Annotated in this window: 28 protein-coding genes, 1 pseudogene and 1 riboswitch; of the genes and pseudogenes, 12 read left to right on the forward strand and 17 right to left on the reverse strand. The window is 73.1% G+C overall.

What is annotated here, in order from left to right; genetic code table 11:
- Window positions 1–9 precede the first annotated feature (9 nt).
- Both ABTY40_RS06330 and ABTY40_RS06335 read right to left on the reverse strand, forming a co-directional pair.
- Window positions 10–1,329, reverse strand: coding sequence for a phytase (locus ABTY40_RS06330; RefSeq protein WP_352058440.1), 1,320 nt, complete (start codon window positions 1,327–1,329; stop codon window positions 10–12).
- A 354-nt stretch (window positions 1,330–1,683) separates the two neighbouring features.
- Window positions 1,684–2,898 carry an acyl-CoA dehydrogenase family protein gene (locus ABTY40_RS06335; RefSeq protein WP_352058441.1) on the reverse strand — a complete coding sequence of 405 codons (1,215 nt, stop codon included), beginning with the start codon at window positions 2,896–2,898 and terminating at the stop codon, window positions 1,684–1,686.
- A 162-nt stretch (window positions 2,899–3,060) separates the two neighbouring features.
- Here ABTY40_RS06335 and ABTY40_RS06340 point away from each other — a divergent pair, with 162 nt between their 5' ends.
- The gene (locus tag ABTY40_RS06340) at window positions 3,061–3,708 is read left to right on the forward strand and encodes a TetR/AcrR family transcriptional regulator (protein ID WP_352058442.1); all 648 of its coding nucleotides are present in this window, start codon (window positions 3,061–3,063) and stop codon (window positions 3,706–3,708) included.
- A gap of 143 nt (window positions 3,709–3,851) precedes the next feature.
- Here ABTY40_RS06340 and def read toward each other — a convergent pair whose 3' ends face one another.
- A complete protein-coding gene (def, locus tag ABTY40_RS06345) occupies window positions 3,852–4,412 on the reverse strand; it encodes a peptide deformylase (RefSeq protein WP_352058443.1) in 561 nt (186 codons plus the stop codon).
- Between the two features lie 126 nt (window positions 4,413–4,538).
- On the opposite strand from def, the gene ABTY40_RS06350 reads away from it, so the two are divergent.
- The 5 genes from ABTY40_RS06350 (at window position 4,539) to ABTY40_RS06370 (ending at window position 9,118) form a co-directional block, all read left to right on the forward strand.
- Window positions 4,539–5,786, forward strand: coding sequence for a Mur ligase family protein (locus tag ABTY40_RS06350; RefSeq protein ID WP_309057471.1), 1,248 nt, complete (start codon window positions 4,539–4,541; stop codon window positions 5,784–5,786).
- A gap of 19 nt (window positions 5,787–5,805) precedes the next feature.
- A complete protein-coding gene (locus ABTY40_RS06355; RefSeq protein WP_309052398.1) occupies window positions 5,806–6,534 on the forward strand; it encodes a type 1 glutamine amidotransferase in 729 nt (242 codons plus the stop codon).
- Window positions 6,535–6,723: 189 nt separating this feature from the next.
- Complete coding sequence (locus ABTY40_RS06360; protein WP_309052399.1) at window positions 6,724–7,749, forward strand: 6-phosphofructokinase; 1,026 nt, start codon at window positions 6,724–6,726, stop codon at window positions 7,747–7,749.
- Between the two features lie 113 nt (window positions 7,750–7,862).
- Window positions 7,863–8,816 (forward strand): cytochrome c oxidase assembly protein, encoded by a 954-nt coding sequence (locus tag ABTY40_RS06365; RefSeq protein ID WP_345284697.1) that lies wholly within the window; start codon window positions 7,863–7,865, stop codon window positions 8,814–8,816.
- A 98-nt stretch (window positions 8,817–8,914) separates the two neighbouring features.
- Window positions 8,915–9,118, forward strand: a complete 204-nt coding sequence (locus ABTY40_RS06370; RefSeq protein WP_352058444.1) for a hypothetical protein — start codon at window positions 8,915–8,917, stop codon at window positions 9,116–9,118.
- A 74-nt stretch (window positions 9,119–9,192) separates the two neighbouring features.
- On the opposite strand, the gene ABTY40_RS06375 is transcribed toward ABTY40_RS06370, so the two are convergent.
- Window positions 9,193–9,543: a PRC-barrel domain containing protein gene (locus ABTY40_RS06375; RefSeq protein WP_352058445.1), complete on the reverse strand. Its 351-nt coding sequence runs from the start codon at window positions 9,541–9,543 to the stop codon at window positions 9,193–9,195.
- Window positions 9,544–9,620: 77 nt separating this feature from the next.
- On the reverse strand, window positions 9,621–10,622 hold the full coding sequence (locus ABTY40_RS06380; RefSeq protein WP_352058446.1) for a DUF3048 domain-containing protein: 1,002 nt from the start codon (window positions 10,620–10,622) through the stop codon (window positions 9,621–9,623).
- Window positions 10,623–10,701: 79 nt separating this feature from the next.
- On the opposite strand from ABTY40_RS06380, the gene ABTY40_RS06385 reads away from it, so the two are divergent.
- Window positions 10,702–11,382 carry a lysophospholipid acyltransferase family protein gene (locus tag ABTY40_RS06385; protein ID WP_352058556.1) on the forward strand — a complete coding sequence of 227 codons (681 nt, stop codon included), beginning with the start codon at window positions 10,702–10,704 and terminating at the stop codon, window positions 11,380–11,382.
- A gap of 59 nt (window positions 11,383–11,441) precedes the next feature.
- On the opposite strand, the gene ABTY40_RS06390 is transcribed toward ABTY40_RS06385, so the two are convergent.
- From ABTY40_RS06390 to ABTY40_RS06435, 10 genes and pseudogenes are all read right to left on the reverse strand, one after another.
- Entirely contained in the window at window positions 11,442–11,858 is a 417-nt protein-coding gene (locus ABTY40_RS06390; protein ID WP_352058447.1) for a hypothetical protein, read from the reverse strand.
- A gap of 228 nt (window positions 11,859–12,086) precedes the next feature.
- A complete protein-coding gene (locus ABTY40_RS06395; RefSeq protein WP_352058448.1) occupies window positions 12,087–12,791 on the reverse strand; it encodes a helix-turn-helix transcriptional regulator in 705 nt (234 codons plus the stop codon).
- Window positions 12,788–13,972: a threonine synthase gene (locus tag ABTY40_RS06400; protein WP_352058449.1), complete on the reverse strand. Its 1,185-nt coding sequence runs from the start codon at window positions 13,970–13,972 to the stop codon at window positions 12,788–12,790. The genes ABTY40_RS06395 and ABTY40_RS06400 overlap by 4 nt, the downstream gene beginning before the upstream one ends.
- A gap of 449 nt (window positions 13,973–14,421) precedes the next feature.
- Complete coding sequence (locus tag ABTY40_RS06405; RefSeq protein ID WP_352058450.1) at window positions 14,422–15,165, reverse strand: urease accessory protein UreD; 744 nt, start codon at window positions 15,163–15,165, stop codon at window positions 14,422–14,424.
- Window positions 15,162–15,839 (reverse strand): urease accessory protein UreG, encoded by a 678-nt coding sequence (ureG, locus tag ABTY40_RS06410; protein WP_352058451.1) that lies wholly within the window; start codon window positions 15,837–15,839, stop codon window positions 15,162–15,164. The genes ABTY40_RS06405 and ureG overlap by 4 nt, the downstream gene beginning before the upstream one ends.
- 44 nt (window positions 15,840–15,883) lie before the next feature.
- Complete coding sequence (locus tag ABTY40_RS06415) at window positions 15,884–16,555, reverse strand: urease accessory protein UreF (RefSeq protein ID WP_352058452.1); 672 nt, start codon at window positions 16,553–16,555, stop codon at window positions 15,884–15,886.
- Window positions 16,555–18,276 (reverse strand): urease subunit alpha, encoded by a 1,722-nt coding sequence (locus ABTY40_RS06420; protein WP_352058453.1) that lies wholly within the window; start codon window positions 18,274–18,276, stop codon window positions 16,555–16,557. The genes ABTY40_RS06415 and ABTY40_RS06420 overlap by 1 nt, the downstream gene beginning before the upstream one ends.
- Window positions 18,277–18,424: 148 nt before the next feature.
- Window positions 18,425–18,730, reverse strand: a pseudogene (locus ABTY40_RS06425) (urease subunit beta); the annotation flags it as partial.
- A gap of 16 nt (window positions 18,731–18,746) precedes the next feature.
- Entirely contained in the window at window positions 18,747–19,049 is a 303-nt protein-coding gene (locus ABTY40_RS06430) for an urease subunit gamma (protein WP_352058454.1), read from the reverse strand.
- Window positions 19,050–19,231: 182 nt separating this feature from the next.
- Window positions 19,232–19,528, reverse strand: coding sequence for a type II toxin-antitoxin system Phd/YefM family antitoxin (locus ABTY40_RS06435; protein WP_352058455.1), 297 nt, complete (start codon window positions 19,526–19,528; stop codon window positions 19,232–19,234).
- A 57-nt stretch (window positions 19,529–19,585) separates the two neighbouring features.
- Between ABTY40_RS06435 and ABTY40_RS06440 the strand changes: the two genes are divergently transcribed.
- From ABTY40_RS06440 to ABTY40_RS06450, 3 genes are all read left to right on the forward strand, one after another.
- Entirely contained in the window at window positions 19,586–20,209 is a 624-nt protein-coding gene (locus tag ABTY40_RS06440) for an ATP-dependent Clp protease proteolytic subunit (protein WP_352058456.1), read from the forward strand.
- A 7-nt stretch (window positions 20,210–20,216) separates the two neighbouring features.
- A complete protein-coding gene (locus tag ABTY40_RS06445) occupies window positions 20,217–20,522 on the forward strand; it encodes a hypothetical protein (RefSeq protein WP_352058457.1) in 306 nt (101 codons plus the stop codon).
- A gap of 339 nt (window positions 20,523–20,861) precedes the next feature.
- Window positions 20,862–21,044: riboswitch (cyclic di-AMP (ydaO/yuaA leader) on the forward strand.
- A 3-nt stretch (window positions 21,045–21,047) separates the two neighbouring features.
- Entirely contained in the window at window positions 21,048–21,524 is a 477-nt protein-coding gene (locus ABTY40_RS06450; protein ID WP_345284725.1) for a C40 family peptidase, read from the forward strand.
- A 233-nt stretch (window positions 21,525–21,757) separates the two neighbouring features.
- Here the strand turns inward: ABTY40_RS06450 and ABTY40_RS06455 are convergent, their stop codons facing one another.
- Entirely contained in the window at window positions 21,758–22,192 is a 435-nt protein-coding gene (locus ABTY40_RS06455) for an ATP-binding protein (RefSeq protein ID WP_352058458.1), read from the reverse strand.
- A gap of 247 nt (window positions 22,193–22,439) precedes the next feature.
- A complete protein-coding gene (locus ABTY40_RS06460; protein WP_352058459.1) occupies window positions 22,440–23,621 on the reverse strand; it encodes an 8-amino-7-oxononanoate synthase in 1,182 nt (393 codons plus the stop codon).
- A gap of 143 nt (window positions 23,622–23,764) precedes the next feature.
- Here ABTY40_RS06460 and bioB point away from each other — a divergent pair, with 143 nt between their 5' ends.
- Window positions 23,765–24,976, forward strand: coding sequence for a biotin synthase BioB (bioB, locus tag ABTY40_RS06465; protein WP_352058460.1), 1,212 nt, complete (start codon window positions 23,765–23,767; stop codon window positions 24,974–24,976).
- 7 nt (window positions 24,977–24,983) lie between these two features.
- Window positions 24,984–26,264 carry an adenosylmethionine--8-amino-7-oxononanoate transaminase gene (locus ABTY40_RS06470; RefSeq protein ID WP_352058461.1) on the forward strand — a complete coding sequence of 427 codons (1,281 nt, stop codon included), beginning with the start codon at window positions 24,984–24,986 and terminating at the stop codon, window positions 26,262–26,264.
- The last annotated feature ends 49 nt before the right edge of the window (window positions 26,265–26,313 follow it).

Genomic DNA, 26,313 nt, shown 5'->3' on the forward strand with positions numbered 1-26,313 from the left:
GCGGGGACGTCAGTCGGTGTCGCGCGGGTCGAAGGAGCCGGTGTCGACGGTCAGCGGCTCCGGGAAGGCGCCGGCGACGGACTCCCAGGGGGTGAACTTGAAGTTGGTGCCCTCGCGGTCGCCGTCGGCTGGGGTGGCCTCGCCGTCGTGGGTGATCAGGGCGCCCTGCGGGAAGGACCGGCCGAGCGGGACGTTGACGACGGTGGAACCGTCGGAGTGCTGGACGCCGTCGGTGGCCGGGCCGTCGCCGATCGCGAAGGAACCGAGGTAGGCGTTGCCGCCCTGGCGCTCGTAGACGGCGAAGGTGTTGTCGCCCTGGCTGGAGGCGAGGACGTAGCCCTCGCCGTCGGCGGCGTGGTAGAGGGTGACGCCCTCCGCGTCGGCGCTCAGCCGGTCACCGCCGAAGCCGGGGTCGTGGGCGGTGTCGAGGACGCACTCCTCCTCCGCCGTGTCGTACGTCCACGGGGTGCCGTACTCGCGGACCTTGTCGAGCAGGCGCGGCTGCTCGAACTCGGCCTCGTCCAGGTCGACGCGCCAGAGGCCGACGGCCTCCTGCGCCGCGTAGAGGACGTGCTCCTCCTGGTCGACGGCCATGCCCTCCACCTGGGGAAGTTCGCCGGGGTCGGCGCAGGGCCTCCAGGAGGTGCCGTTCGGCAGGGTGAAGGTGTCGGGCAGGTCCAGGGTGTCCTTCAGCCGGTAGCCGACGCGCCCGTTGCGGTCCTCGAGTTCGAGCAGCCGCAGCCGGGTCCGCTCGCGCTGGGAGACCACGACGTAGGCGTCACCGTCGTCGGCGTAGGCGGCCAGTCCGTAGGCGGTGCGCTGCTCGTCGACCTCGGTCTCGTCGGCGGCGAAGACGGGCGCGACGCCGGCGGCCGTGACGTCCCGCAGCGGCGGGCGGCCCGCGGCGACGGCGGCGGGGTCGATGGCGTAGGCCCGGATCCGGTCCCGGCCCCGGTCGCTGACCAGCGCCAGGTCGGTCCTGCGGCCGTTCAGTTCGAAGCCGTGGACGACGTCGACGTTGTTGAAGCGGCCGGGGGCGGCGTCCTCGCCGGGCGCCTGCGGGGCGGCGATGTGCTGGAGGCGGCGGCCGTCGAGCCCGTAGACGTCGAGCCCGCCCTCCTTGAGGGTGCCGATGACCAGGCTGCGGCCGGGGCGCTCGGGGTCGACCCAGACGGCGGGGTCGTCGGCGTCGGCGTTGCCGCCGGCCTCGTCGTCGTACACTGCGGGGGTCTCGACCCGGGCGGTGACGGTCACCGGCTGGGGGGTGGCGGAGACACCGGTCATCACGGCCAGGGCGGCGGTGAGAGCGGTCAGAGCGGAAGCGCTCACGATACTCCTCGGTAGCGTTCTGGGACGGCCGCGACGCTACGGTCGGAAGGTGGAGCGGCCACGGCGGAGCCGTGAATTCCGCATGGATCGACGGGTGTTCCTGGTGTCGAACACGACAGAACACCCCGGAAACCGACGCGAACCACGTCGGGGCGTGGCGGCCCGGTCCCGCCGGGCGGCTCGGCCTCCGGGCCGTGCGCCCGCTGCCCGACGAGGTGATCGACGCGGCCGAGGAACTCTTCGGCCAGGAGCTGTGGCCGTACGAGTGGCCATGCGCGAACGGGCCGCCGCCCACGGGCCGGGGAACGTGCGCCTGGTGGTGTGGTTCGGCTGAACCGGTCCCCCGGGCGGCCGCTACTTGGCCAGGGCGCGGCTGATGACCATGCGCTGGATCTCGCTCGTCCCCTCGAAGATGGTGTAGATGGCCGCGTCGCGGTGCATCCGCTCCACCGGGTACTCGCGGGTGTAGCCGTTGCCGCCGAGGATCTGGATCGCCTGGGCGGTGACCTCCTTGGCGACCTCGCTCGCGTAGAGCTTGGACATCGAGCCCTCGGCGGAGGTGAACGGCTTGCCGGCGGTGGCCATCCAGGAGGCACGCCAGACGAGGAGCCGCGCCGCGTCGATCCGGGTGCGCATGTCGGCGAGCTGGAAGGCGACGCCCTGGTTCTCGATGATGGGGCGGCCGAACTGGACGCGGGTCTTCGCGTAGTCGAGGGCGACCTCGTACGCGGCGCGGGCGGTGCCGACGGCCATCGCGCCGACGGCGGGGCGGGAGGCCTCGAAGGTGGCCATGGCCGCGTTCTTCACGGACCCACCGCCGCTCCTGGACTTCTCGCGGGCGCGGGCGAGGCGCTCGTCCAGCTTCTCCTTGCCACCGAGCAGGCAGTGGCCGGGGACGCGGACGTCCTCCAGGACCACCTCGGCGGTGTGGGAGGCGCGGATGCCGTGCTTCTGGAACTTCTGGCCCTGGGAGAGGCCGGGGGTGCCCGGCGGCACGATGAAGGAGGCGTGGCCCTTGGAGCCGAGCTCCGGGTCGACGACGGCGACGACGACGTGGACGTGGGCGATGCCGCCGTTGGTCGCCCAGGTCTTGGTGCCGTTGAGCACCCACTCGTCCTTGGCCTCGTCGTAGACGGCCCGGGTGCGCATCGAGGCGACGTCGGAGCCGGCGTCGGGTTCGGAGGAGCAGAAGGCGGCGACCTTGACGTCGGTGGCGTCACCGTACATCTGCGGGACCCAGGTGCCGATCTGCTCCTCGGTGCCGTTGGCGAGGACGCCGACGGCGGCGAGGCCGGTGCCGACGATGGAGAGGGCGATGCCGGCGTCGCCCCAGAAGAGTTCCTCCATGGTCAGGGGGATGCCGAGACCGGTGGGGTCGAAGAACTGCTGGGCGTAGAAATCGAGGGAATAGATGCCGAGCTTCGCCGCTTCCTGGATGATCGGCCAGGGAGTCTCCTCACGCTCGTCCCACTCGGCGGCCGCGGGGCGCATGACGTCGGCGGCGAAGCCGTGCAGCCAGTCCCGGACCTGCTTCTGGTCCTCGTTGAGTTCGAGCGTGAACTCGCCCATGTTCCCTCCCAGCAGTACGTTACCTTCGGTAACACAGTCTGTTACCGGCGGGTATGGGCTGTCAACCTGCGGCGGAGCGGAGCAGGCCGGACGGCACCCGGCGCCGTGCGGGTGTTACGTTGCGACAGCCTCACGGAATCGCACGGGCGGGGAGACACGCTTATGGACACCACACACCGGACCACCGACCAGCAGAAGCCCGCCGAGCAGCGCCGGCGCGAGCTGCTGGAGGCGGCGGACCGCGTGGTGCTCCGGGACGGCCCCAAGGCCTCCATGAACGCCATCGCGGCGGAGGCGGGCATCACCAAGCCGATCCTGTACCGCCACTTCGGCGACAAGGGCGGTCTCTACCGCGCCCTCGCCACCCGGCACACCGACGCGCTCCTGGCCGCGCTCCGCGCCGCCCTGGACGCCCCCGCCGACCGGCGCCGGCGCGTCGAGTCCACCCTGGACACGTATCTCGCCTCCATCGAGGCGATGCCGCAGGTGTACCGCTTCCTCATGCACCCGGCCGAGGAGTCGCACCAGGCCGAGCAGGGCTTCGACGTCGGCCGCCACTCCGCCCCGCTGCTGCGGCGCATGGGCGAGGAGCTCGGCCAGGTCATCGCCGAACGCATCGACCTCGGCCCCGGCGGCGAGGCCCAGGCCCGCATCTGGGGCCACGGCATCGTCGGCATGATGCACGCCGCCGGCGACTGGTGGCTCGGCGAACGCCCCTGCTCCCGCGCGGCCTTGGTCACCGCCCTGGCCGACCTCCTGTGGGGCCGCCTCTCCCTGGCCGACGACCGCCCGGACGGCCCGGGCTTCTGAGATCCGGGCCTCCAAGAACCCCGGGGCACGGCGGACCGCCGGTGTCCTGGCGTACGGCCGCACACACGCCGGGCCTCGGAGAAACCCGGCGCACGACAGCCGCGGCGAGGCCCCGGAAGGGAGCCGCACGCACTGGCGCCCCGTCAGCCGCGCAGGGACCCCTCTCCCGCGCCCCACGGCTCCTTCCGGATCGCCCGCAGCAGACGTGACCTCCGCCACCCCGTGACCCGTTCCGCGTAGACCCCGCCGTCCAGATGATCGGCCTCGTGCTGGAGGCAGCGGGCGAAGAAGCCCGTGCCCTCGACCCGTACCGGAGTGCCGTCCGCCCGGACGCCCTCCACCACCGCGCGGTCGTGGCGGGGCGTCGGGGCCTCCAGGCCCGGCAGGGAGAGACAGCCCTCCGGGCCGCGGATCACGTCCCCGTCCGCCTCCACGAGCCGCGGGTTCACCACATGCCCCAGATGGCGCACGTCCTCGTCGTCGGGGCAGTCGTACACGAAGACCCGCAGGCCCACGCCCACCTGGTTGGCCGCCAGGCCCACCCCGTTCGCCGCGTACATCGTGGCGAACATGTCCTCGACCAGCCGCGCCAGTTCGGGGCCGAAGTCGGTGACGGGCGCGCAGGGGGTGTGCAGCACGGGGTCGCCGAGCAGGGTCAGCGCTCGGACGCGGCCGGAACTGCCGGGGATGGGGCGGTTTCGCATGGCGGTAAGGGTACGGTCCGCCGTGACCTGGAAGTTTCGCGCGGCCCCGGCGTGGTGCCGCGGTTCGGGCTGCTGGCCGGATCTCGATAGGCTGAGCCCGGACCGACGCAAGGAGGAACAAGGACGATGTCAGGACACCCCGGTAATCCAGAGCCGCTGTCGCCGCGTGCCAAGCTGGCCGTGACGGCGGGCAAGGCCGCGGCCGCGGTGTCGCGGGCGGCCGGACGCGGCAGCGGATCGGTGATCGGCGGCCGGGTGGCGCTCAAGCTCGACCCCGACCTGCTGGGGCGACTCGCGCAGCACCTGGACGTCGTCCTCGTGTCCGCGACCAACGGCAAGACGACCACGACCCGGCTCATCGCCGAGGCGCTGCGCGCCAGCGGTCCGGTCGTCTCCAACGCCCTCGGCGCCAACATGCCCGCCGGCATCACCTCCGCCCTGGCCGGCGGCTCGGACGCCCGCTTCGGCGTGATCGAGGTCGACGAGAAGTACCTCGCCGGGGTCGCCCGCGACACCACCCCCAAGGCGATCGCGCTGCTCAACCTCTCCCGCGACCAGCTCGACCGCGCCGCCGAGACCCGGATGCTCGCCGAGAAGTGGCGCGAGGGCCTCAACGGCACCAAGGCGGTCGTCATCGCCAACGCCGACGACCCGCTGATCGTGTGGGCCGCCTCCTCCTCCCCCAACGTGGTGTGGGTCGCCGCGGGCCAGATGTGGAAGGACGACGCCTGGTCCTGCCCCGCCTGCGGCGGTGTCATGCAGCGCCCGGGCGACGACTGGTTCTGCGGCGAGTGCGGCTTCCGCCGCCCCGCGCCCAGCTGGGCCCTCAGCGGTGACCACGTGCTGGACCCGCACGGTTCGGCCTGGCCGATCCGGCTCCAGCTGCCCGGCCGCGCCAACAAGGCGAACGCCGCCACCTCGGCCGCCGTCGCCGCCGTCTTCGGCGTACCGCCGCAGGTCGCCCTGGAGCGCATGTACCAGGTGCAGGCCGTCGCCGGCCGGTACGACGTGGTGTCCTTCCAGGGCCGTGACCTGCGCCTGCTCCTGGCGAAGAACCCGGCGGGCTGGCTCGAAACGTTTTCCCTGATCGACGGCCCGCCGGCGCCGGTGATCCTCTCCGTCAACGCGCGCGGCGCCGACGGCACGGACACCTCCTGGCTGTGGGACGTGGACTACGGGCGGCTCGCCGGCCACCCGATCATGGTGATCGGCGACCGGAAGCTGGACCTCGCCGTCCGCCTGGAGGTGGCGGGCGTCGACTTCCGCGTCTGCGAGACGCTCGACGAGGCCGTCGCCATGGCCCCGCCCGGGCAGATCGAGCTGATCGCCAACTACACCGCCTTCCAGGACGTCCGCCGCCGCGTCGGCAACTGACCCGTAGAGGACATGCAGCATGACTGACAGCAGCCTGCGCCTGGTCTGGGTCTACCCGGACCTGCTCAGCACCTACGGCGACCAGGGCAACGTCCTCGTCGTCCAGCGCCGCGCCGAGCAGCGCGGCCTCCACGTCGAGCGCGTCGACGTCCGCAGCGACCAGCCCGTGCCGACCTCCGGTGACATCTACCTCATCGGCGGCGGCGAGGACCGGCCGCAGCGGCTCGCGGCGGAGCGGCTGCGCCGCGACGGCGGCCTCAGCCGGGCCGCCTCCAACGGGGCGATCATCTTCTCGGTGTGCGCCGGCTACCAGATCCTCGGCCACGAGTTCATCAACGACCTCGGCGAGCGCGAGGCGGGCCTCGGCCTCATCGACGTGATCTCCACCCGCGGCGAGGGCGCCCGGTGCGTCGGCGACGTCCTCGCCGACATCGACCCGCAGCTGGGCCTGCCCCAGCTGACCGGCTTCGAGAACCACCAGGGCATCACCCACCTCGGCCCGACCGCCCGCCCGTTCGCGCGGACCGTCTTCGGCAACGGCAACGGAACCGGCGACGGCACCGAGGGCGCGTACAACGACACCGTCTTCGGCACGTACATGCACGGCCCCGTGATGGCCCGCAACCCGCAGATCGCGGACCTGCTGCTGAAGCTCGCGCTCGACGTCAACGCGCTGCCGCCGACGGACGACCGCTGGTACGAGGCGCTGCGCGCCGAGCGCATCGCGGCGGCCACCCAGCCCGCGTAGGGCGCGCGGAGGCCATCGGGAGCCGGTACGGGCGCGCGGGAGACCGCGCGCCCGTTTCCGTACGAAAGTACGGTGTCCACTGTGCGGACATCCGGTTCGGTCCCGCCGCCCCCACGGCGATAGGGTGGCGGGGATCCAGCCGGACGACGTGGTCCGGGAGTCGGCCCACGTTGCAAAGGTTTTTGGGCTATGCGCATTGGTGTGCTCACCTCCGGCGGAGACTGCCCCGGTCTGAATGCCGTCATCCGATCCGTCGTGCACCGCGCCGTGGTCGACCACGGCGACGAGGTCATCGGATTCCACGACGGGTGGAAGGGCCTCCTGGAGGCGGACTACCGCAAGCTGGACCTCGACGCGGTCAACGGCATCCTCGCCCGCGGCGGCACCATCCTCGGCTCCTCCCGCGTCCAGCCCGCGCACCTGGTGGGCGGCGTGGAGCGCGCCAAGGGCCACGTCGCCGACCTGGGCCTGGACGCGATCATCCCGATCGGCGGCGAGGGCACCCTCAAGGCGGCGAACCTGCTCTCGCAGGGCGGCCTGCCGATCGTGGGCGTCCCCAAGACCATCGACAACGACATCTCCTCCACCGACGTCACCTTCGGCTTCGACACCGCCGTCACCGTGGCGACCGAGGCCCTGGACCGCCTGAAGACCACCGCCGAGTCCCACCAGCGGGTCCTGGTCGTGGAGGTCATGGGCCGTCACACCGGCTGGATAGCGCTGCACTCCGGCATGGCCGCCGGGGCGCACGCCATCGTCGTCCCCGAGCGCCCCTTCGACATGGACGAGCTCACGGCCCGCGTCGGGGAGCGCTTCGAGGCGGGCAAGCGGTTCGCGATCGTGGTCGTGGCCGAGGGCGCGAAGCCGCGCGAGGGCACCATGGAGTTCCGCTCGGGCGGCAAGGACGAGTACGGCCACGAGCGCTTCACGGGCGTCGCCAACCAGCTCTCGGTCGAGCTGGAGCGGCGTCTCGGCAAGGAGGCCCGCCCGGTCATCCTCGGCCACGTCCAGCGCGGCGGCACGCCGACCGCGTACGACCGCGTCCTCGCCACCCGCTTCGGCTGGCACGCGGTGGAGGCGGCGCACCGGGGCGAGTTCGGCATGCTGACGGCGCTGCGCGGCACGGAGATCACCATGGTGCCGCTGGCCCGGGCGGTCGAGTCCCTGAAGACCGTTCCGGCGGACCGCTACGCCGAGGCGGAGTGCGTGCTCTGACGCACGGCGCGGGCCGCCGCGCGCACATCGGACGCCCCCGGTCGCGGACGCGGCCGGGGGCGGTTCTACTCTGGTGCGGACAACAAGCGCGAATCGGGCTCCAGGAGTAACTGATGGATCACAGCGGGCACGGCATGACCACGGATCTGCCGCCGTTCACGCTGGGACGGGGCCTGGAGTTCTCTCCCGACCTCTTCTTCCTGATCGGCTGCCTGACGGCGCTCGGTCTGTACGGGTGGGGCGTGCTCCGGCTGCGGCGGCGCGGGGACGCCTGGCCGGTCGCCCGGACCGTGCTGTTCACCGCCGGTGTGCTGACCATCGCCCTGGTGATGTGCACCCGGCTCAACGATTACGGCATGGTCATGTTCAGCGTGCACATGGTGCAGCACATGGTGATCTCCATGCTGTCGCCGATCCTGCTGCTGCTCGGCGCGCCGGTGACCCTCGCGCTGCGGGCGCTGCCGGTGGCGGGGCGCGGCTCGACCGGTCCCCGCGAGCTGCTCCTGAAGCTGCTGCACAGCCGGTACATGCGGGTGATCACCCACCCGGCGTTCACGATCTCCATGTTCATCGCCAGCCTCTACGGCCTGTACTTCACCCCGCTGTTCGACTTCCTCATGGGGTCGAAGACGGGACACATCGGCATGATGGTCCACTTCCTGATGGTGGGCCTGGTGTTCTTCTGGCCGATCATGGGCGTGGACCCGGGCCCGCACCGCCCCGGCTACGTGATGCGGATGCTGGAGCTGTTCGCCGGGATGCCGTTCCACGCCTTCTTCGGCATCGCCATGATGATGGCGTCCGAGCCGCTGGTGAAGGCGTACGCGAACCCGCCGGCCTCGCTCGGCATCGACGCGCTCTCCGACCAGAACGCGGCGGGCGGCATCGCCTGGGCGTTCAGCGAGATCCCCTCCGTGCTGGTGCTGATCGCGCTGGTCTACCAGTGGTACCACTCCGAGCAGCGCCACGCGGTCCGCAAGGACCGGGCCGCGGACCGGGACGGCGACAAGGAGCTGGAGGCGTACAACGCCTACCTGGCCTCGCTGCGGGCCCGCAGCGGCAGCTAGCACCCTCGCCCCGGCGCGCCAGGCGGTGGGGGCGCGCGCGGGGGTGGCGCGGGGCGCGTTCCAGGGGTCACGATGGCTTCGAGGAGGGCGGAGTGATGATGTCCGGTCCCACGAAGGCGATGACGGCCCTCACCTGCGCGGCGCTGGTCCTGACGACGGCGTACACGGTGGGCCTCGGCAGCAACGGCTGGCTCTGGTTCGGCTGGATCGTGCTGGGGGTGGTGACGGTCGGGATGGCGGCGGCGGACAGCGCCGCGCCCGCGCCGCCGCGCGCCCGCCGGCCGGGCCGCCCGGGGCCTTGACGGCCGTAGGCCGGCGGGTCCGAAGGATCCTGCAGGTCCGCGGGTCCGGCAGGATCCCCGGGCGCCTCGGCGGTTCACATGTGGCGGTTCGCGTAGTACTGCTCGACGAGCCGCAGGTGGGCGATGTCGTCGTCGTGCTGTCCGCGTGCGAAGTCGGGTGACGCGCGGACCCACTCCTTGGTGCAGGAGACGCGCACGGTCCGGTGCTCGTTGTCCACGCGCTCGACCAGCCCGGCGGGGAGCAGCACCTTGTGGCCGAGGATCCACGGCCCGGTGTCGACGACGAGGTAGGAGCGGCCGACGTCCTCGGTGTGCCGGTCGACCTTGCCGATGGAGCCGTCCGTCGCCTCGACCGCGTACCCGATGAGTTCGGTCCCGGGCACGTGCCCGGAGGTGCCGGAGTAGCCCCACATGTCGCTGCCCATGGCGTGCCGCCTCTCTCGTCCGGACCCGTGTGGTCCGCCGCTGCCCGGGTCCGGGCGTCTACCCGGCGCGGCGCGCCCTACCCGCGCGGGGCCAGCACGATCCAGGTCCTGCCCGGGGCCAGGGTGAGCGGCGTGCCGTCGGGCGTGGTGAAGGCGGTTCCGGCCTCGGCGGCGGGCCTGCTCCAGCGGGCCTCGTGGGCACGGCCGTCGCGCAGGACGACCGCCGTGCCGCTGCCGACGGTCTCGGTGTACGGCGAGACGGCGCCGGAGCGGTCGCGGAAGTCGGACGGCCGGACGGTGACCCGCTGGACGACGACCGTCGTGGCGGTCACGGGGCCGGTGTCGGTGGTACGTGCGGGCCGGCCGTCCATGGCGACGCGCCAGGCGCGGTCGGCGGCCGACCAGGTGAAGGTGTAGCGGGCGGCCGGGTAGCGGACGGTCGTGGACGCCGTCGGGGTGCCGCCGCCGGGGGCGGGCCCGAAGCGCAGGCCGACGTCCGGCACGGGCGGGGCGTCGGGGACGGTGGCGAGGGCGCGCTCGGGCCGCAGGTAGAGGTTGTGCGGGGCCGGCCGGTCCGGGGAGCGGCGGAAGGCCTGGGGGGCGGTGTCCTCCGTGAGGGGGTGCAGGGGCGCGGCGCGGAGCAGCGGGTGAAGGGCGCTCTGGGCGCCGGAGTAGGCGAGCAGCGGCCGGCCGAAGGGACGCAGCAGCGCGATGTCGGACTCGCGGGCGCTGCGGACCGGGCCGGCCAGCTCGGGGAGGCGCGAGGAGTAGACGGCGAGGAGGCGGGTGGCGCCGCCCTCTACCTGTTCCACGTAGACGAGGTCGGCCGCGCCGAGGCCGGTGTGGGGGCGGGCCGCCGCCACGTTGTCGATCTTGACGGCGAGCGCGGGGCCCGTTCGGGCGGGCAGGCCGGTGAGCGGCGAACGGCCGTCCGGGGCGGCCGCCGTGGACGCGGGGGGAATGGAGGACGGTGCCGGGGTACCCGTACCGGAGCAGCCGTACAGCCCGGCCGCCGTCGCCGCGCACAGCAGCGCGGTGAGGAGTCGGCCGGGGCGTCTCGCTGCGCGTTCGGCGGTCATGGTGACGCTCCCCCACCAGTGGACCACGGACGCGCGGGCGGTTACAACGGCCTTGACGGACGACGAACGGGGGTTGCCGGTGTTCTACCAGCTGTTGAAGTACGTGTTCCTCGGCCCGCTGCTCAAACTGCTGTTCCGCCCGAGGACCGAGGGCCTGGAGCACGTTCCGGAGGAGGGCGCGGCGATCGTCGCGGGCAATCACCTGTCGTTCTCCGACCACTTCCTGATGCCGGCCGTCCTGGACCGGCGCATCACCTTCCTCGCGAAGCGGGAGTACTTCACGGGGCCGGGGCTCAAGGGCCGCCTGACGGCCGCGTTCTTCCGCGCGGCCGGACAGATCCCGGTGGACCGGTCGGGCAAGGAGGCGGGTCGCGCGGCGATCCGGGAGGGCCTCGGTGTCCTGGAGCGCGGTGAGCTGCTCGGCATCTATCCGGAGGGCACCCGCTCGCACGACGGACGGCTCTACAAGGGCAAGGTGGGCGTGGCGGTGATGGCCCTGACCGCCGGGGTGCCGGTCGTGCCGTGCGCGATGGTGGGCACCTTCGAGATCCAGCCGCCGGGCCGGTTGGTGCCGAAGATCCGCCGGGTCACGATCCGCTTCGGCGCGCCGCTGGACTTCTCGCGGTACGCGGGCTCGGCGGACGAGAAGGCGGTGATCCGGGCGGTGACGGACGAGATCATGGAGGCGATCCGGCGCCTGTCCGGGCAGGAGTACGTCGACGAGTACGCGGCGGTGGTCAAGGAGGCGGCCGACGACTAGCACCTGTCTTCCGGATCTTGCCGGGCTCGCGGCGCCGCGGGGTGGTGTACGGCAGCGTCTCAGGCGTGCTGCATCCACGTGTGCCGGCAGAAGTCCCGCTCACACCGGGCGTCGACACCGGCCTCGTCGTCGGGCGGCGCGAGGTACTGGCTGCACGTGCAGACGTAGCAGAACAGCGGACCGCCGGGATCGTAGTCCGCTTCACGCAGGCGGGCCTCGGCGGCCTCGCGTACCGAGCGCTTGTGCCGCTCCAGCTCCGCGAAGTCGGACTCGTTCCGCTGGAACGCCTCGCGCTGCGCCTCGCTGAGGAGCGGCGGGTCCTCCGGACCGGGCGTGTGCACCGCCCAGCGGGACGTGTGGGGCGGGGAGAACTGGCTGTTGTGTTCGGCCGCGGCCTCGGTGGCGGCCTCCTTGGTGGGGAAGAGCATGATGACGACGAGGTCTTCCTCCGGGCAGTACACGTCCCACATGGTCATCGAGAACACCTCCGCGCACAGCTGTGCGGAGCCGCTGGGCCGGACGGAAGAAGGGCAACGGAATGTGCCCGTACCGGAGGGTGCGGCGCAGGAGCGAGGGAGGGGCACCCGGGCACGGCCGTGAGCCTCGGCTGAGCGCAACTCCATTGTCCGGCCGGTGACGCGGGCCCGCCACCGGGGACATCCCCCGCGGGGATGTGGGGCGTGGCCGGTTCCCGAGGGGGTTCATCAGGGTGGCTGCTTCGTGTAGTTGTAGACGGTCGCCCGGGAGACGCCGAGTTGGTCGGCGATGAGCTGTGCGGAGCTCCGGGTCTCGAAGAAGCCCTCACTGTGCAGCCGGCGCACCAACTCGCGCTTCTGGTCACGGCTGAGGCCACGCGGCGTGCTGGAGCGCTCTGCGGCGAAGGAGTCGATGGCTGAGCGGAGTTCGCGTCCGGTACGGTCGCGCAGGGTCTCCAGGGTCTCGTCCTGGTGTGCGGCATCCGTGGCGACGAGGTTGGCGAGGGTCAGGGCCAGCGGGGACAGCGTGCTGACGTCCAGGTTCAGGCACAGGGCCGCGACGTAGCGTCCCTCGGCGTTCTTGATGCCGATCGAGGTGCTCTTGGCCGGACGCCCGTCGGGGAACCGGTTGCTGTAGTTCTGGATGACGCTGGGATATTCGGGATCCGCGATGCGGCGCAGGCCCAGTTCGGTGGCGGAGTCGCCGACCTGCCGTCCGGACAGGTTGTTCTCGATGGTGCGGATGGCGTTGTCGGGGCGGCGCAGATCGTGCAGGACGACCTCGCACAGACCTGGGAACATGCGGCCGACAGCGACAGCGATGCGCTCGGCCTCCCGTACGAGGTGCTCGTCTTCCGGTAGGAAGCCCTCCTCTTCCGGTGCGACGGGCCGGTCGGTGCGTTCGTCATCCGGTCGGCCGGTGGGGCGGGTCATCGCGTGCTGCTCGATTCCTGGGCGTCGTCACCGGGTCCGGCGAACACCGCGGCCATCTTTTCGGCGGATTTCAGTCCCGCGCCGGTGAGCACGACCACGGTCGTCTCTTCCGGAGCGATCTCTCCGGTCGCGATGAAGTGGTCGAGGGTCGCCGCGGCGACGCTACTGGTCGGCTCGGCGTACAAACCGCGCGCGCTCAGGGCGCGGACCGCGGCGTAGATCTCCGTCTCGGGGACCGCGTAGGCAGCGCCGTCACAGCGGCGGATGGCCTCCACCGCTTCGGGCAGCCGGACCGGGCGGGCGATGGACGCGCCCTCGGCGATCGTCGGGATCCGCTCGCCGCGGCGGGCCGGGTCGATGCCGTTGAACGTGTCGGCGATGGTCGCCCAGTTCTCGGGCTGCCCGACGAACAGGCGCGGGCGCCTCTCGATCTGCCCGGCGGCCAGCAGTTCACCGAACGCGAGGTCGCAACCGATGATGTTGCTGCCGGCACCGGCGACGAGCACTACGTTGTCGGGCGCCGTGAAGCCGAGCGCCTCCCACATCTCGTAGGCGATGGTCTTGGTGCCCTGGAGGAACATGGGGTGCCAGTTGTGGCTCGCGTAGGGGATCCGCTCCGACTGACGGATCGCCTCCTTGGCGACCTGGTCGCGGGTGCCCTCCACGAGCTCGATCTCGGCTCCGTAGGCGCGGCACTGGAGGATCTTGGCCTCCGAGGTGGCGGCGGGAACGATGATCTTGGCGCGGATACCGGCAGCAGCCGCGTAGGCGGCCACCGCGGAGCCGCCGTTGCCCGAACTGTCCTCCAGTACGCTCTCGGCGCCATGCGCCGCGAGGTGCGACATCATCACCGATACGCCCCGGTCCTTGAAGCTGGAGGTCGGGTTGAACCACTCCAGCTTGAAGTGGACGCGTCGGCCGGCCCAGTCGACCGGGATTATCGGCGTACATCCTTCCCCCAGGCTCACCCGGCGCGCGGCCGGGACGGGCAGGACCGCGTGATAGCGCCACAGGGACCGTTCGGCGGTGTCGATCTGCTCGGGCCGCAGCCCCGGCAGCGCACTGACGGCGAGGGGGCTGCCGTCGTCACCCCGCCAGCGGGGGTCGTCCAGGGAGTAGCGCTTCCCGGACCGGTCATACAGGCCGGGAGTGGCGAAGGCTGCGTGTTGTTCGGCGTTCATGGGCGGTTCCGGCTCCTCCTCGCTCGACGTGCCGTCGTCTCGCTGGGTCTGGCAGCCCGCGGGCACCCTGCCCTCCAAGGCTAGACGGATCATCTAGAAATGAACAGGACGTCTAAAAGAGCGCGGCCGCGGCCGTGGCCAGGATGGTCTCCCACTGGGCAGGGCTGCCGCCGGCGGCCGGGGCACAGGCCGCCCTCGGTCGTCATCGGTCTGATCGCCGCGCCCGGGCCGGGCGGGTCGCGGCCGTCGCGCGGCACGGTCCGGGTCCGGAGCGGGGGCGTGTCCTGCCAGGCGGCGCCGGTCTTGGGGCGACGCCGGAGGGCTGCGGGGTGCTGGTCGTCCGGCCGCCACCCCGGTGGTCCGCTGGACCACGTGCCGTCGGCTGAGCGTGCGCAGCGGTGGGGCCTCGCGCGTGCACGAGCACCGGCGGGGTCCGACCGGCCGTCGGGTCACGTGGGGGCGAGGAGGCGGAGCGCCTCGTCCAGGGTGCGGCGGAGGGTGAGGGCGTCCGGGGCGACGGCGGTGACCAGGGCGGCGGGGCCGGCGAGGGGGGTGATCGCGGCGGTCTCCCCCAGCAGCTTCGTCCCGGTCGGCGTCCGCGCGAAGTCGGGGTCGACCACGAGCAGTTGGCCGGTGGCCCGGTGACCGCCGAGGACGGCGCCCCCGTCCCAGCCGGCGGGGGCGCCCGGTCCGTGGGCGAGTTCCTGGTCGAGGAGCGGGCGGCCGGCGCGGCGGACGGTGAGGCGGCTGACGAGGGTCCCGGGCGGTTCGCCGTGGCGGCCGAGGACCTGTTCCTCGCGCAGGACGAGCCGGGCCGTGGCGTCGAGGTCGACGGTGGTGCGGGTGCGCAGGTCGGAGCCGTGGACGGAGACGAGTTGCTCGGGCAGCCAGCGCAGGACCGCGTCCGCGCCGACGTTCATGCGCAGGTCGTACGTGGCGGGGTGCGCGCCCCGGCCCGGGAGGGCGAGGGTGGCGGCGGCCGCGTCGACCAGGAGCCGCGCCCCGTCCCGTACCTCCGTCTCGATGGCGAGCCGGTCGCCGCCCAGCGGGGCGCTCATGGCGCCGACCACGGTGACGCGGGCGGTGTCGCCGAGCGCGCGGGTGCGGCGCAGGGCGAGGGGGCCCGCGCTCTGAAGGACGGGCAGGGTTCCCCCGGCCCCGGCGGTGATCCGGGCGGTGGCGCGCAGGCTCATGCGGCCCAGGCGGCGAGCCGGCCGCGCACCCAGTCGGTGACGGGCGCGACGCCGTTCTCGGCGCGCAGTGAGGTGAAGGCGACGGGGAGGTTCCCGCGCTGCTCTCCGGCGTCGCGGGCCATCCGGTCGAGGTCGGATCCGACGTAGGGGGCGAGGTCGGTCTTGTTGACGACGAGGAGGTCGGCGGTGGTGACGCCGGGCCCGCCCTTGCGGGGGATGTCGTCGCCGCCGGCCACGTCGATGACGAAGATCTGGGCGTCGACCAGGCCCTTGGAGAAGGTGGCGGTGAGGTTGTCACCGCCGGACTCGACGAGGATGAGGTCGAGCGGGCCGACGGCGTCCTCCAGCTCCTCGACGGCCTCGAGGTTGGCGGAGATGTCGTCGCGGATGGCGGTGTGGGGGCAGGCCCCGGTCTCCACGGCGCGAATGCGCTCGGGCGGCAGGACCGCGTTGCGGAGCAGGAATTCGGCGTCCTCGCGCGTGTAGATGTCATTGGTGACGACGGCGAGCGAGAGGCTGTCGCGCAGGGCGCGGCAGAGGGCGGCGACGGTCGCGGTCTTCCCGGAGCCGACGGGTCCGCCGAGGCCGATGCGCAGGGCGCGGCGGGTGCCGTCGGGACGGTGGGCGTCGGCGGAGACGGCGCCGTGGTGGTCGTGGGCGTGGTCGAGGTGCATGGACAGCTCCTTGCGCTGCTGCGGTAGGGGTGCCGGGAGGCGGTCTAGGAGGCGAAGAGGCGGACGGGCCAGGTCGCGTGCTGTTCGGCGGTGATGTCGAGGAGCGGCGCGGAGGCGGCCGGCAGGGCATCGGGGTCGCCTTCGCGGGCGGCGGCGGTGGCGCGTTCGGCGACCCGGTCCATGTCGGGGGCGAGCCGGGCGAGGACGGCGGTGGCCTGGTAGGGGTCGAGCCCGAGGAGGCGTACGGCGGCGGTGGCGGGCCCGCCGACCGTCTCGTACGCGGCGCAGTGGGCGGCGTCCTCGGGGCCGAGTCCGGCGGCACGGGCGGTGACGCCGAGGACGACGGGCTGGTGGGCGCCGCGCGGGAAGGCGGCGGCCAGCGCGTCGAGCTCGGGGTGCGGCCAGGCGGCGCGGGCGGCGCGCATCAGCTGGCGGCCGAGTTTGCGGGCGGTGGCCCGCAGCGCGGGCGAGGGGGTGCGGGCGTCGGCGGCCGCGTCGAGGGCGTGCGGGTCGAGGCCGAGGGCCCCGGCGGCGGCCAGGCCCGCCGAGGTGAGGCCGGCGGTGTGCAGGCGGCCCCGGCAGAAGGCCTCCAGGCCGGCCGCGTCGCGGATGCGGCCGGCCTTGACGGCGGCCTCGGCGCCCCCGGAGTGGGCGTGCCCGCCGGCCGGGAAGCGGCCGTCGGCGAGCACGAGGAGGGCGGATCGGGTCGGTGTCATCAGAAGAGGAAGTAGCGCTGGGCCATGGGGAGTTCCGCGGCGGGGGCGGGTTCGACCGGGTCGCCGTCGATGGTGACGGTGAAGGTGTCGGCGTCGACCTCGACGCGGGGCAGGGCGTCGTTCTCGCGCATGTCCGCCTTGGTGACGCGGCGGGTGGAGCCGATGGCGGCGAACTCCTTGTGCACGCCGAGCCGTTCGGGCAGGCCGTCCTCGATGGCTGCCGGGGCGGTGAAGTTGACCGAGCCGGCGGCGGCCGCCTTGCCGAGCGCCCCGAACATGGGGCGGGGCAGGACGGGTTGGGGCGTGGGGATGGAGGCGTTGGCGTCGCCCATCTGCGCGTACGCGATCTGTCCGCCCTTGAGGACGAGAAGCGGTTTCACCCCGAAGAAGGCGGGCTCCCAGAGCACCAGGTCGGCGAGTTTGCCCGGTTCGACGGAGCCGACGAGGTGGTCCATGCCCTGGGCGACGGCCGGGTTGATCGTGTACTTGGCGACGTACCGGCGGGCCCGGTGGTTGTCGGCGTGCCCGTCGCCGGGGAGGGCGCCGCGCCGCTTCTTCATCACGTGGGCGGTCTGCCAGGTCCGCATGATCACCTCGCCGACACGGCCCATGGCCTGCGAGTCGGAGGAGATGATGGAGATGGCGCCGAGGTCGTGCAGCACGTCCTCGGCGGCGATGGTGGAGGGCCGGATGCGGGACTCGGCGAAGGCCAGGTCCTCGGGGACGGCCGGGTTGAGGTGGTGGCAGACCATCAGCATGTCGAGGTGTTCCTCGATGGTGTTGACGGTGTGCGGCCGGGTGGGGTTGGTCGAGCTGGGCAGGACGTACGGCTCGGAGACGACGGTGATGATGTCGGGGGCGTGACCGCCGCCCGCGCCCTCGGTGTGGTACGCGTGGATGGTGCGGCCCGCGATGGCGGCGAGGGTGTCGCCGACGAAGCCGGCCTCGTTGAGGGTGTCGGTGTGGATGGCCAGCTGGGCGCCGGTCTCCTCGCAGACGCCGAGGCAGGTGTCGATGACGGCGGGGGTGGCCCCCCAGTCTTCGTGGATCTTGAAACCCAGGGCTCCGCCGCGCAGCTGGGAGTGCAGCGCCGGGCGGGACATGGTGTTGCCCTTGCCGAGCAGGCCGATGTTCACCGGGAAGGTGTCCAGGGCCTCGAACATGCGGGCCATGTGCCAGGGGCCGGGGGTGACGGTGGTGGCCTTGCTGCCCTCGGCGGGGCCGGTGCCGCCGCCGACGAGGGTGGTGACGCCGGTGGCGAGGGCCTGTTCCACGACGGTCGGCGAGATGAAGTGGATGTGGGTGTCGACGGCGCCGGCGGTGACGATCCGCCCGTTGCCGACGACGATCTCGGTCTCGGGCCCGATGACGAGGGCGGGGTGGACGCCGTCCATGGTGTCGGGGTTGCCGGCCTTGCCGATGCCGGTGATCCGGCCGTCACGGATGCCGATGTCGGCCTTGACGATCCCCCAGTGGTCGATGATCACGGCGCCGGTGATCACGGTGTCGGGGGCGCCCTCGGCGCGGGTGGTGCGGGCCTGCCCCATGGACTCGCGGATCACCTTGCCGCCGCCGAAGACGGCCTCTTCGCCTGCCAGGCCGGGGCCGCCCGAGCGGTCCTCCTCGATCTCCACGAGCAGATCGGTGTCGGCCAGCCGGACGCGGTCGCCGGTGGTGGGCCCGAACAGGTCGGCGTAGACGGCGCGGTGCAGTTCAGGCACGGTCGGCTCCCTGGAGGTCGGTGCTTCCGGCGGCGCTGCCCTTTGGGGCCGGGGTGGTGGGACCGGGGGCCGTCCCGTACGGGCCGGGGCCCGCGGTCTCGGCGCCGGTGTCGTGCGGGCCGGGGCCCGCGGTGTCGTACGGGTCCGGGTCGAGCGGGCCGGCGACGGCGCCGCGCAGGCCGGGGACGACGCGGCGGCCCGCGATCGGGACCAGCTCGACCTCGACGGGGATGCCGGGTTCGAAGCGCACGGCGGTGCCGGCGGCGATGTGGAGCCGCCGGCCGCGGGCGGCCGCGCGGTCGAAGTCGAGGCCGGGGTTGACCTCGGCGAAGTGGTAGTGGGAGCCGACCTGGACGGGCCGGTCGGCGGCGTTGAGGACGGTGAGCCGCGTGACGGGGCGTCCCTCGTTGAGGGGAACGGGACCGTCCGCGTACAGGATCTCTCCGGGGATCATCGGCGGCGCGTCCCGTTCAGACGATGGGGTCGTGGACGGTGACGAGCTTGGTGCCGTCCGGGAAGGTGGCCTCGACCTGGACGTCGTGGATCATCTCCGGGATCCCGTCCATGACCTCGTCGCGGGTGATCACCTTGCGGCCGGAGGCCATGAGTTCGGCGACGGTGCGGCCGTCGCGGGCGCCCTCCAGAACGTGGGCGGTGATGAGCGCGACGCACTCGGGGTGGTTGAGCCGCAGGCCCCGGGCACGGCGCTTCTCCGCCACATCGGCGGCGACATGGATGAGCAGGCGTTCCTGCTCGTGCGGGCTCAGCTGCACTCTTCCACCTCACAGTCGTCCACCGGGCGGGCACCCGGACCGCTGCGGACCCTACGACGCTCAACACTCTGTTGAGCCGCCGAGATACGCCGCGCGGCGAGACATTGCACGTTAGGGCGGAAGTTTTTCCGGCTCGTTAACTCCGGCTTTGCGATCTCATGATCATCCGGCCGGGAGCCGAGTCAGGGCGCGCCCGGATCGCGGTGGTGGGCGGCGATGCCGAAGCGGCGCTGTTCACCGGGAGCGGATTCCTGGGGGGTGAGGCGCGAGACGGTGCTGGTGACCCGCTCCTCCCTCTCCTCCGGGGCGTCCTCCGATACCTGCAGCGCCTCCAGCTTCTCCAGGTCGGCGGCGGAGACCAGGGCGACGAGCGGCTTCCCGTGGCGGGTGACGACGACGCGCTCCGCGCCGTAGACGACGCGGTTGATCAGGTCGGCGAGCTCGGCTCGCGCTTGCGTCACCGGGATCTCGTAGGTCATGCTCCTCATCTTACGGTCTGTACGTCCTGTACATTTTTTACACGGAGGTGCTCAGCCATGGACGCACGTCACGTCCTTCCCGAGTTCACGGAGCGGACCGGCGACGGGAGCCGCACCCTCGATCCGTACTCCAAGCTCCTCGACGCCCGGATCGTCTTCCTCGGCGCGGCCGTGGACGAGACGGCGGCGACGGACGTCATCGCGCAGCTCCTGCTCCTCGACCACCAGGCACCGGGACGGGACATCGCGCTGTACATCAACAGTCCCGGCGGCGACCTCGGCGCCATGACCGCGATCCACGACACGATGGGGTCGCTCGCGAGCGACGTGGAGACGACCTGCCTGGGGCAGGCCACGGCCGCCGCGGCGGTGCTCCTCGCGGCCGGCGCACCCGGCAAACGGATGATGCTGCCCGGCGCCCGCGTCACACTCCAGCAACCGTCCCTGGACGAGCCGTTGCGGGGGCAGCTCGGCGACCTCGACCTCCACGCCCGCGAACTCCTGCGGCTGCGGGCCCTGATGGCCGGGCTGCTCGCCGGGCACACCGGGCAGCCCCGGGAGCGGATCGACGCCGACCTCGACCGGCCCACCGTCCTCGACGCGCCGGCGGCGCTCGCGTACGGACTGGTGGACCACGTCCTCACGAGCCGGCGGGGTCCCGCCGGCGGTTCCGGCAGGTGAGGCGGCCGTGTTCCCCGAGCTTCCGCCGCTGCCCGCGCTGACCCGCGCGGAGGGCGAGTTCATCGACGCGTACCTCGAAGTCGTGGACCTCCTCGGGCGGATCAACCCGTCCCGGGGGGCGCACACCTACGGCGCTCTGCGCGCGGCGCAGGCGCTGGTGGGCCAGGCGCGGGCACTGCGCGAGGCCCTGACGCTCATGCACATCCGGGGCGAGAGCGAGGTGCACGCGGGCACGCTGACGGAGGCTCTGCGCGTGCTGGACGGAGAGCGCCGGGCGGACCGCGTCACGCTGCCCCGGCGATCCGTCAGTTGACATTCCCGCGTGTCGTGTCGAGCCCCGGACGGCCCACGCGAACTGCGGAAACGCTCCCTCGTTCGGCGTAGTCGACGTATCGACATGGAGAGGGGGTGACTTGCACAACAGGTGTACGCATCTGGCGGAATGAGACGTTCCACCCCTGGTGCGGGGCTCGTTGGCCAAACCTACGACGATCACGAAACCCGCTTGTCCACCCGTATGGATCAGTCGTGAGGAGCCTCACAAATCGCCGTTTCCGCTCGGTTTTCGGCCGTGTCGTGGGTCAAGATCCCTCACGACGACAAGCCCCCGCCACCGCGGCGGGGCGGTCCGGGCGGACGCCGAGTCCTGCCGCTGTCCCGGACGCCTGGTCGACAGGAGTGGATCGGCAGGAGTGGAGGACCCGAGCAGTACGGGACGTGCGCGCCGCATACCGCGACGCGACCGGCCCTCGGGGTGAAGCCGCAGCCGCGGCCGGGCATCTTCGCCTGCCCGAACCCGACAGGTCATCCTTCACAGGCGGCTGACGAAGGGTTGCGCATGACTGCGCAGATGCATGTCCCGTCCCTGCTGTCCCGGGCCGGAGCCGTCTCGGCTCTCACCCTCGCCGCCGTCGGCGGCACGCTCGTCGCGCCGGGTGCGGCGCCGGAGGCCCAGGCGGCCACGGCCCACGCGAGCAAGGCACTGACCGTCGCGGCGGCCAAGAAGGGGGCGCCCTACAAGTACGGGGCCGTCGGACCCAGCCGGTTCGACTGCTCAGGACTGACGCTCTACGCCTACAAGCAGGCGGGCAAGACGCTGCCCCGCACCGCGCAGCAGCAGTACAACAAGACCCGGCACATCTCCGCCTCCAGCCGGCAGAAGGGGGACCTGGTCTTCTTCCACTCGGGTGGAAGGGTCTACCACGTGGGGATCTACGCCGGGAGCGGCAAGATCTGGCACTCCCCCAAGACGGGGTCCTGGGTGAAGCTCGACAAGATCTGGACCTCGAAGGTCCTCTACGGCCGGGTCCGCTGACCCGGCTCCGCCTCCGGCCGCCGTCCCGCCCGGGCGGCCCGTCCCCGCCCTGGCGGCGCGGGAACCGGGGTCCGGGCCGGGGCCGCGCGTCAAGCGGCCCCTGACGGAAGGGCCGGAAGGCCGGAGAAGAACACACCGGCCCCCGGGCCGGTCCGAGGGGCCCCGGACGGCTCCCCTGCCCCTCGCCCCCCGCGGGCGGCGCGCAGGGCCCCGGGGTCCCGCCCGCCGTCCCGTCAGACCGGGACCGGCGCCGCCGTCCACGGCATCGTGATCGCGACCGTCTTGCCGCCGTCGGCGGTCGGGGTCACCGAGAGGCGGCCGCCGGCCTCCGCCGCCAGGACGCGGATGATGCCCATGCCCCGGCCGTTGTCCTGCTGGACGGCGGCCGGCAGGCGGCGCGGCCGGCGCGGGTGGCTGTCGGTGACCCCGACGACGAGCCGCTCCTCGCGCTCGAGGCGGAGGCCCACCGTGAAGGTCGGCGACTGCCCGAAGGTGTGCTGCACGGCGTTGGTCGCCAGCTCGGAGACGATCAGCCGGATCGCGTCCACCGCCTCCGTCGCCCCGTCCAGGCCCCACGCGGCCAGGACCTCCACGGCATGGCGCCGGGCCCTGGGGACCGAGGCGGGCTCGCTCGGCAGCGTGACGGATGCTTCCAGGTGATCGGCCATGACGACGCTGTCCCTTTCCCGCCGGGGCGGCCGGCCGCCCCGGATCGCGCTTCCGCGTCAGAGTGCCACCGATCGTGCCGCCCCGGGCGGCGTTCTCCCGGGAGAGGGCCCCATCTGTCGCTCGAAGCGGTGAACTGCCCTGACCTGCCGTAACCCCGGGCCCGCGGGGCCTTTGCCGGCGCGGTCGGCGGGCTCACCGGTGTCGTCGCCGCCGGGCTCGGACGCCCCCTCGTGGGGCCGGAGCGGCTCAGGCGCCTTCCGGGGCCGTCCGCAGGACGGTGCCGACCGCGCGCTCGACGTCGGCGGCGGAAAGGTCGGCGCGAGCGGTGAGCCGCAGCCGCGAGATACCGTCCGGGACGGACGGGGGCCGGAAGCAGCCCACCACCAGACCGAGTTCTCGGCAGTCGGCGGCCCAGCGCAGCGCCGCCTCCGGGGAGGGCGCGCGAACGGAGACGACCGCCGCGTCCGGCCGGGCCGCGGTCAGCCCGGCCTCGGTGAGCCGGCGGTGCAGGGTGGTGGCGACGGTACGGACCTGTTCCGCGAGCCGGGGCGCGGCCTCGATCAGGCGGAGCGCCGCGAGGGCGCCGCCCGTGGCGGCCGGGGCGAGCCCGGTGTCGAAGATGAAGGTGCGGGCCGCGTTCACGAGGTGCTCGATCACCCGCGCCGGGCCGAGGACGGCACCGCCCTGGCTGCCGAGGGACTTGGAAAGGGTCAGGGTGGCCACCACGTCCGCGTCCCCGGCGAGACCGGCCTCGTGGAGCGCGCCCCGGCCGCCGTCGCCGAGGACGCCGAAGCCGTGGGCGTCGTCCACGACGAGTCCGGCGCCGTGGGCCCGGCAGGCCTCGGCGAGCGCGGTGAGCGGGGCCTTGTCGCCGTCGACGGAGAAGACGGAGTCGCTGACGACGAGGGCCCGCCGCCCGGGATGCGCCTCCAGGGTCTTCCGTACGGCCTCGGGATCGGCGTGCGGGACCACGGCCGTCTCCGCGCGGGCGAGCCGGCAGCCGTCCACGATCGAGGCGTGATTGGCGGCGTCGGAGACCACGAGGGAGTCCCGGCCGCCGAGCGCGGTGAGCGCGGCCAGGTTGGCGGTGTAGCCGGACGAGAAGACGAGGGCCGCCTCGAAGCCGCAGAAGGCGGCGAGTTCGCGCTCCAGGCGGGTGTGCAGGGCGGTGGTGCCGGTGACGAGCCGGGAGCCGGTGGAGCCCGCGCCCCAGCGGCGGGCCGCGTCGGCCGCCGCCGCGGTGACCTCCGGGTGGCGGGTCAGCCCGAGGTAGTCGTTGCCCGCCAGGTCCAGCAGGTCCGTCACCGCCTCGCGGGGCCGCAGCGTACGGACGAGTCCCGCCTGCGCGCGGCGTCGCGCCTCGGCCTCGGTCCAGTCGAACGCGGTACGGCGCGGGCCCGCGGCCCGCGTCTCGTCGGCCTGTGGCATGCGACGTTCCTTTTGTAGGCAGCGGACAGACCATAGCCGCAGGACGGCGGGGCCGGGATGTGGTCATACACACACCTCGAACGGCGTCGTTTGTTCGGATCCTCCTTGGCCGCGGGGTGCGCCGTAGGCGAGGATCAGCGGTTATGGACCTGCTGAACACGCTGGTGGAGAAGGGGCTGCGGCGCGAGCCGCCGACCCGTGAAGAAGCGCTCGCCGTCCTGGCGACCTCCGACGACGAACTGCTCGATGTGGTGGCCGCGGCCGGCAAGGTGCGCCGCCAGTGGTTCGGGCGGCGGGTGAAGCTCAACTACCTGGTCAACCTGAAGTCGGGCCTCTGCCCCGAGGACTGCTCGTACTGTTCGCAGCGGTTGGGCTCCAAGGCCGAGATCCTGAAGTACACCTGGCTGAAGCCGGACGAGGCGTCCCAGGCGGCCGCGGCCGGTGTGGCGGGCGGAGCCAAGCGGGTCTGCCTGGTGGCGAGCGGGCGCGGCCCGACGGACCGTGACGTCGAGCGGGTCGGCAGGACCATCGAGGCGATCAAGGAGCAGAACGAGGGCGTCGAGGTCTGCGCCTGTCTCGGTCTGCTCTCCGACGGCCAGGCGGAGCGGCTGCGGGAGGCCGGCGCCGACGCGTACAACCACAACCTGAACACCTCCGAGGGCACCTACGGGGAGATCACCACCACCCACACCTACGCGGACCGGGTGGACACGGTGCAGAAGGCGCACGCCGCCGGCCTCTCGGCCTGCTCGGGTCTGATCGCGGGCATGGGCGAGACCGACGAGGACCTGGTCGACGTGGTCTACGCGCTGCGCGAGCTGGGCTCGGACTCGGTCCCGGTCAACTTCCTCATCCCCTTCGAGGGCACGCCGCTGGCCAAGGAGTGGAACCTCACCCCGCAGCGCTGCCTGCGGATCCTCGCGATGGTGCGGTTCGTCTGCCCGGACGTCGAGGTCCGCATCGCGGGCGGCCGCGAGGTGCACCTGCGCTCGATGCAGCCGCTGGCCCTGAACATCGCGAACTCGATCTTCCTCGGTGACTACCTGACGAGCGAGGGCCAGGCCGGCAAGGCCGACCTGGAGATGATCGCCGACGCGGGCTTCGTCGTGGAGGGCACGGACACGCCGACCCTGCCGCGGCACCGGGCGGACGCCGTCGAGGCGGCCGCCGCCGCGCCGGGCGGCTGCGGGTCGCACGCCGCGGCCGGCTGCGGTTCGCACGCCGGGGAGGGCGGCGGCTGCGGCCCGTGCGGCGGGCACACGGTGCCGGAGGCGCCGGCGGCCACGGAGGCCCGCACGGACCTCGTCGCGGTGCGCCGCCGGGGCGCAGGCACGGACCTCGCCCCGAACGCGTAGGGCCGCGATGCGCACCGACGAGCTGATCGCCCTGGACCGGGCGCACGTCTGGCATCCGTACGGCCCCATGCCGGGCCGCACCGACCCGCTGGTCGTCGCGTCGGCGTCCGGGGTGCGCCTCACCCTCGCCGAACCGGCCGAGGGGCACACGGAGTTGATCGACGGCATGTCCTCGTGGTGGTCGGCCGTGCACGGCTACAACCACCCCGTGCTGAACGAGGCGGTGCGCGGGCAGCTGGACCGGATGAGCCACGTCATGTTCGGCGGGCTCACCCATGAACCGGCCGTCCGGCTGGCCGCGCGGCTCGTGGAGATCACCCCGGAGCCGCTGCGGCACGTCTTCCTCAGCGACTCGGGATCGGTCGCCGTCGAGGTCGCGGCCAAGATGTGCCTGCAGTACTGGCGCTCGCTCGGACGTCCCGGCAAGCAGCGGCTGTTCACCTGGCGCGGCGGGTACCACGGGGACACCTGGCAGCCGATGTCGGTGTGCGATCCGCAGGGCGGCATGCACGAGCTGTGGACCGGTGTCCTCCAGCGGCAGGTCTTCGTGGACGCGCCGCCCGCCGCGTACGAGGAGTCGTACGCGGAACTGCTGCGGTCCGGGATCGCGCGGCACGCGCACGAGCTGGCCGCCGTGGTGGTGGAGCCGGTCGTGCAGGGCGCGGGCGGGATGCGTTTCCACGACCCGGCCTATCTGCGGGTGCTGCGCGAGGCCTGCGACGAGCACGACGTGCTGCTGGTGTTCGACGAGATCGCGACGGGCTTCGGGCGGACGGGCACGCTGTTCGCGGCCGACCAGGCGGGCGTGTCCCCCGATGTCATGTGCCTCGGCAAGGCGCTGACCGGCGGCTATCTGTCGATGGCGGCGACGCTCTGCACGAGCCGGGTGGCCGACGGGATCTCGCGGGGCGAGGTGCCGGTGCTGGCGCACGGGCCGACGTTCATGGGCAACCCGCTCGCGTCCGCGGTGGCCTGTGCCTCCATCGACCTGCTGCTCTCGCAGGACTGGGCGGTCGAGGTGAAGCGGATCGAGGCCGGGCTCCGTGAGGGGCTGGCCGCCGCCGCGGAGCTGCCGGGCGTGCGCGAGGTGCGGGTGCTCGGCGCGATCGGCGTCGTCCAGCTCGACCACGAGGCCGACATGGCCGCGGCGACCCGCGCGGCGGTCCGGGAGGGCGTGTGGCTGCGCCCGTTCCGCGACCTGATCTACACCATGCCGCCGTACGTGACGGACGACGGGGACCTGGCCCGGATCTGCGCGGCGGTACGGGCGGCCGCGGCCGCCGGCTGACGGCTCCTCGCGCGCCGGCGCCGTTCCCGCTCCGGGAGCGGCGCCGCTC

Source organism: Streptomyces sp. NPDC126503 (genome assembly GCF_040302405.1).
GTDB lineage: Bacteria > Actinomycetota > Actinomycetes > Streptomycetales > Streptomycetaceae > Streptomyces > Streptomyces gulbargensis.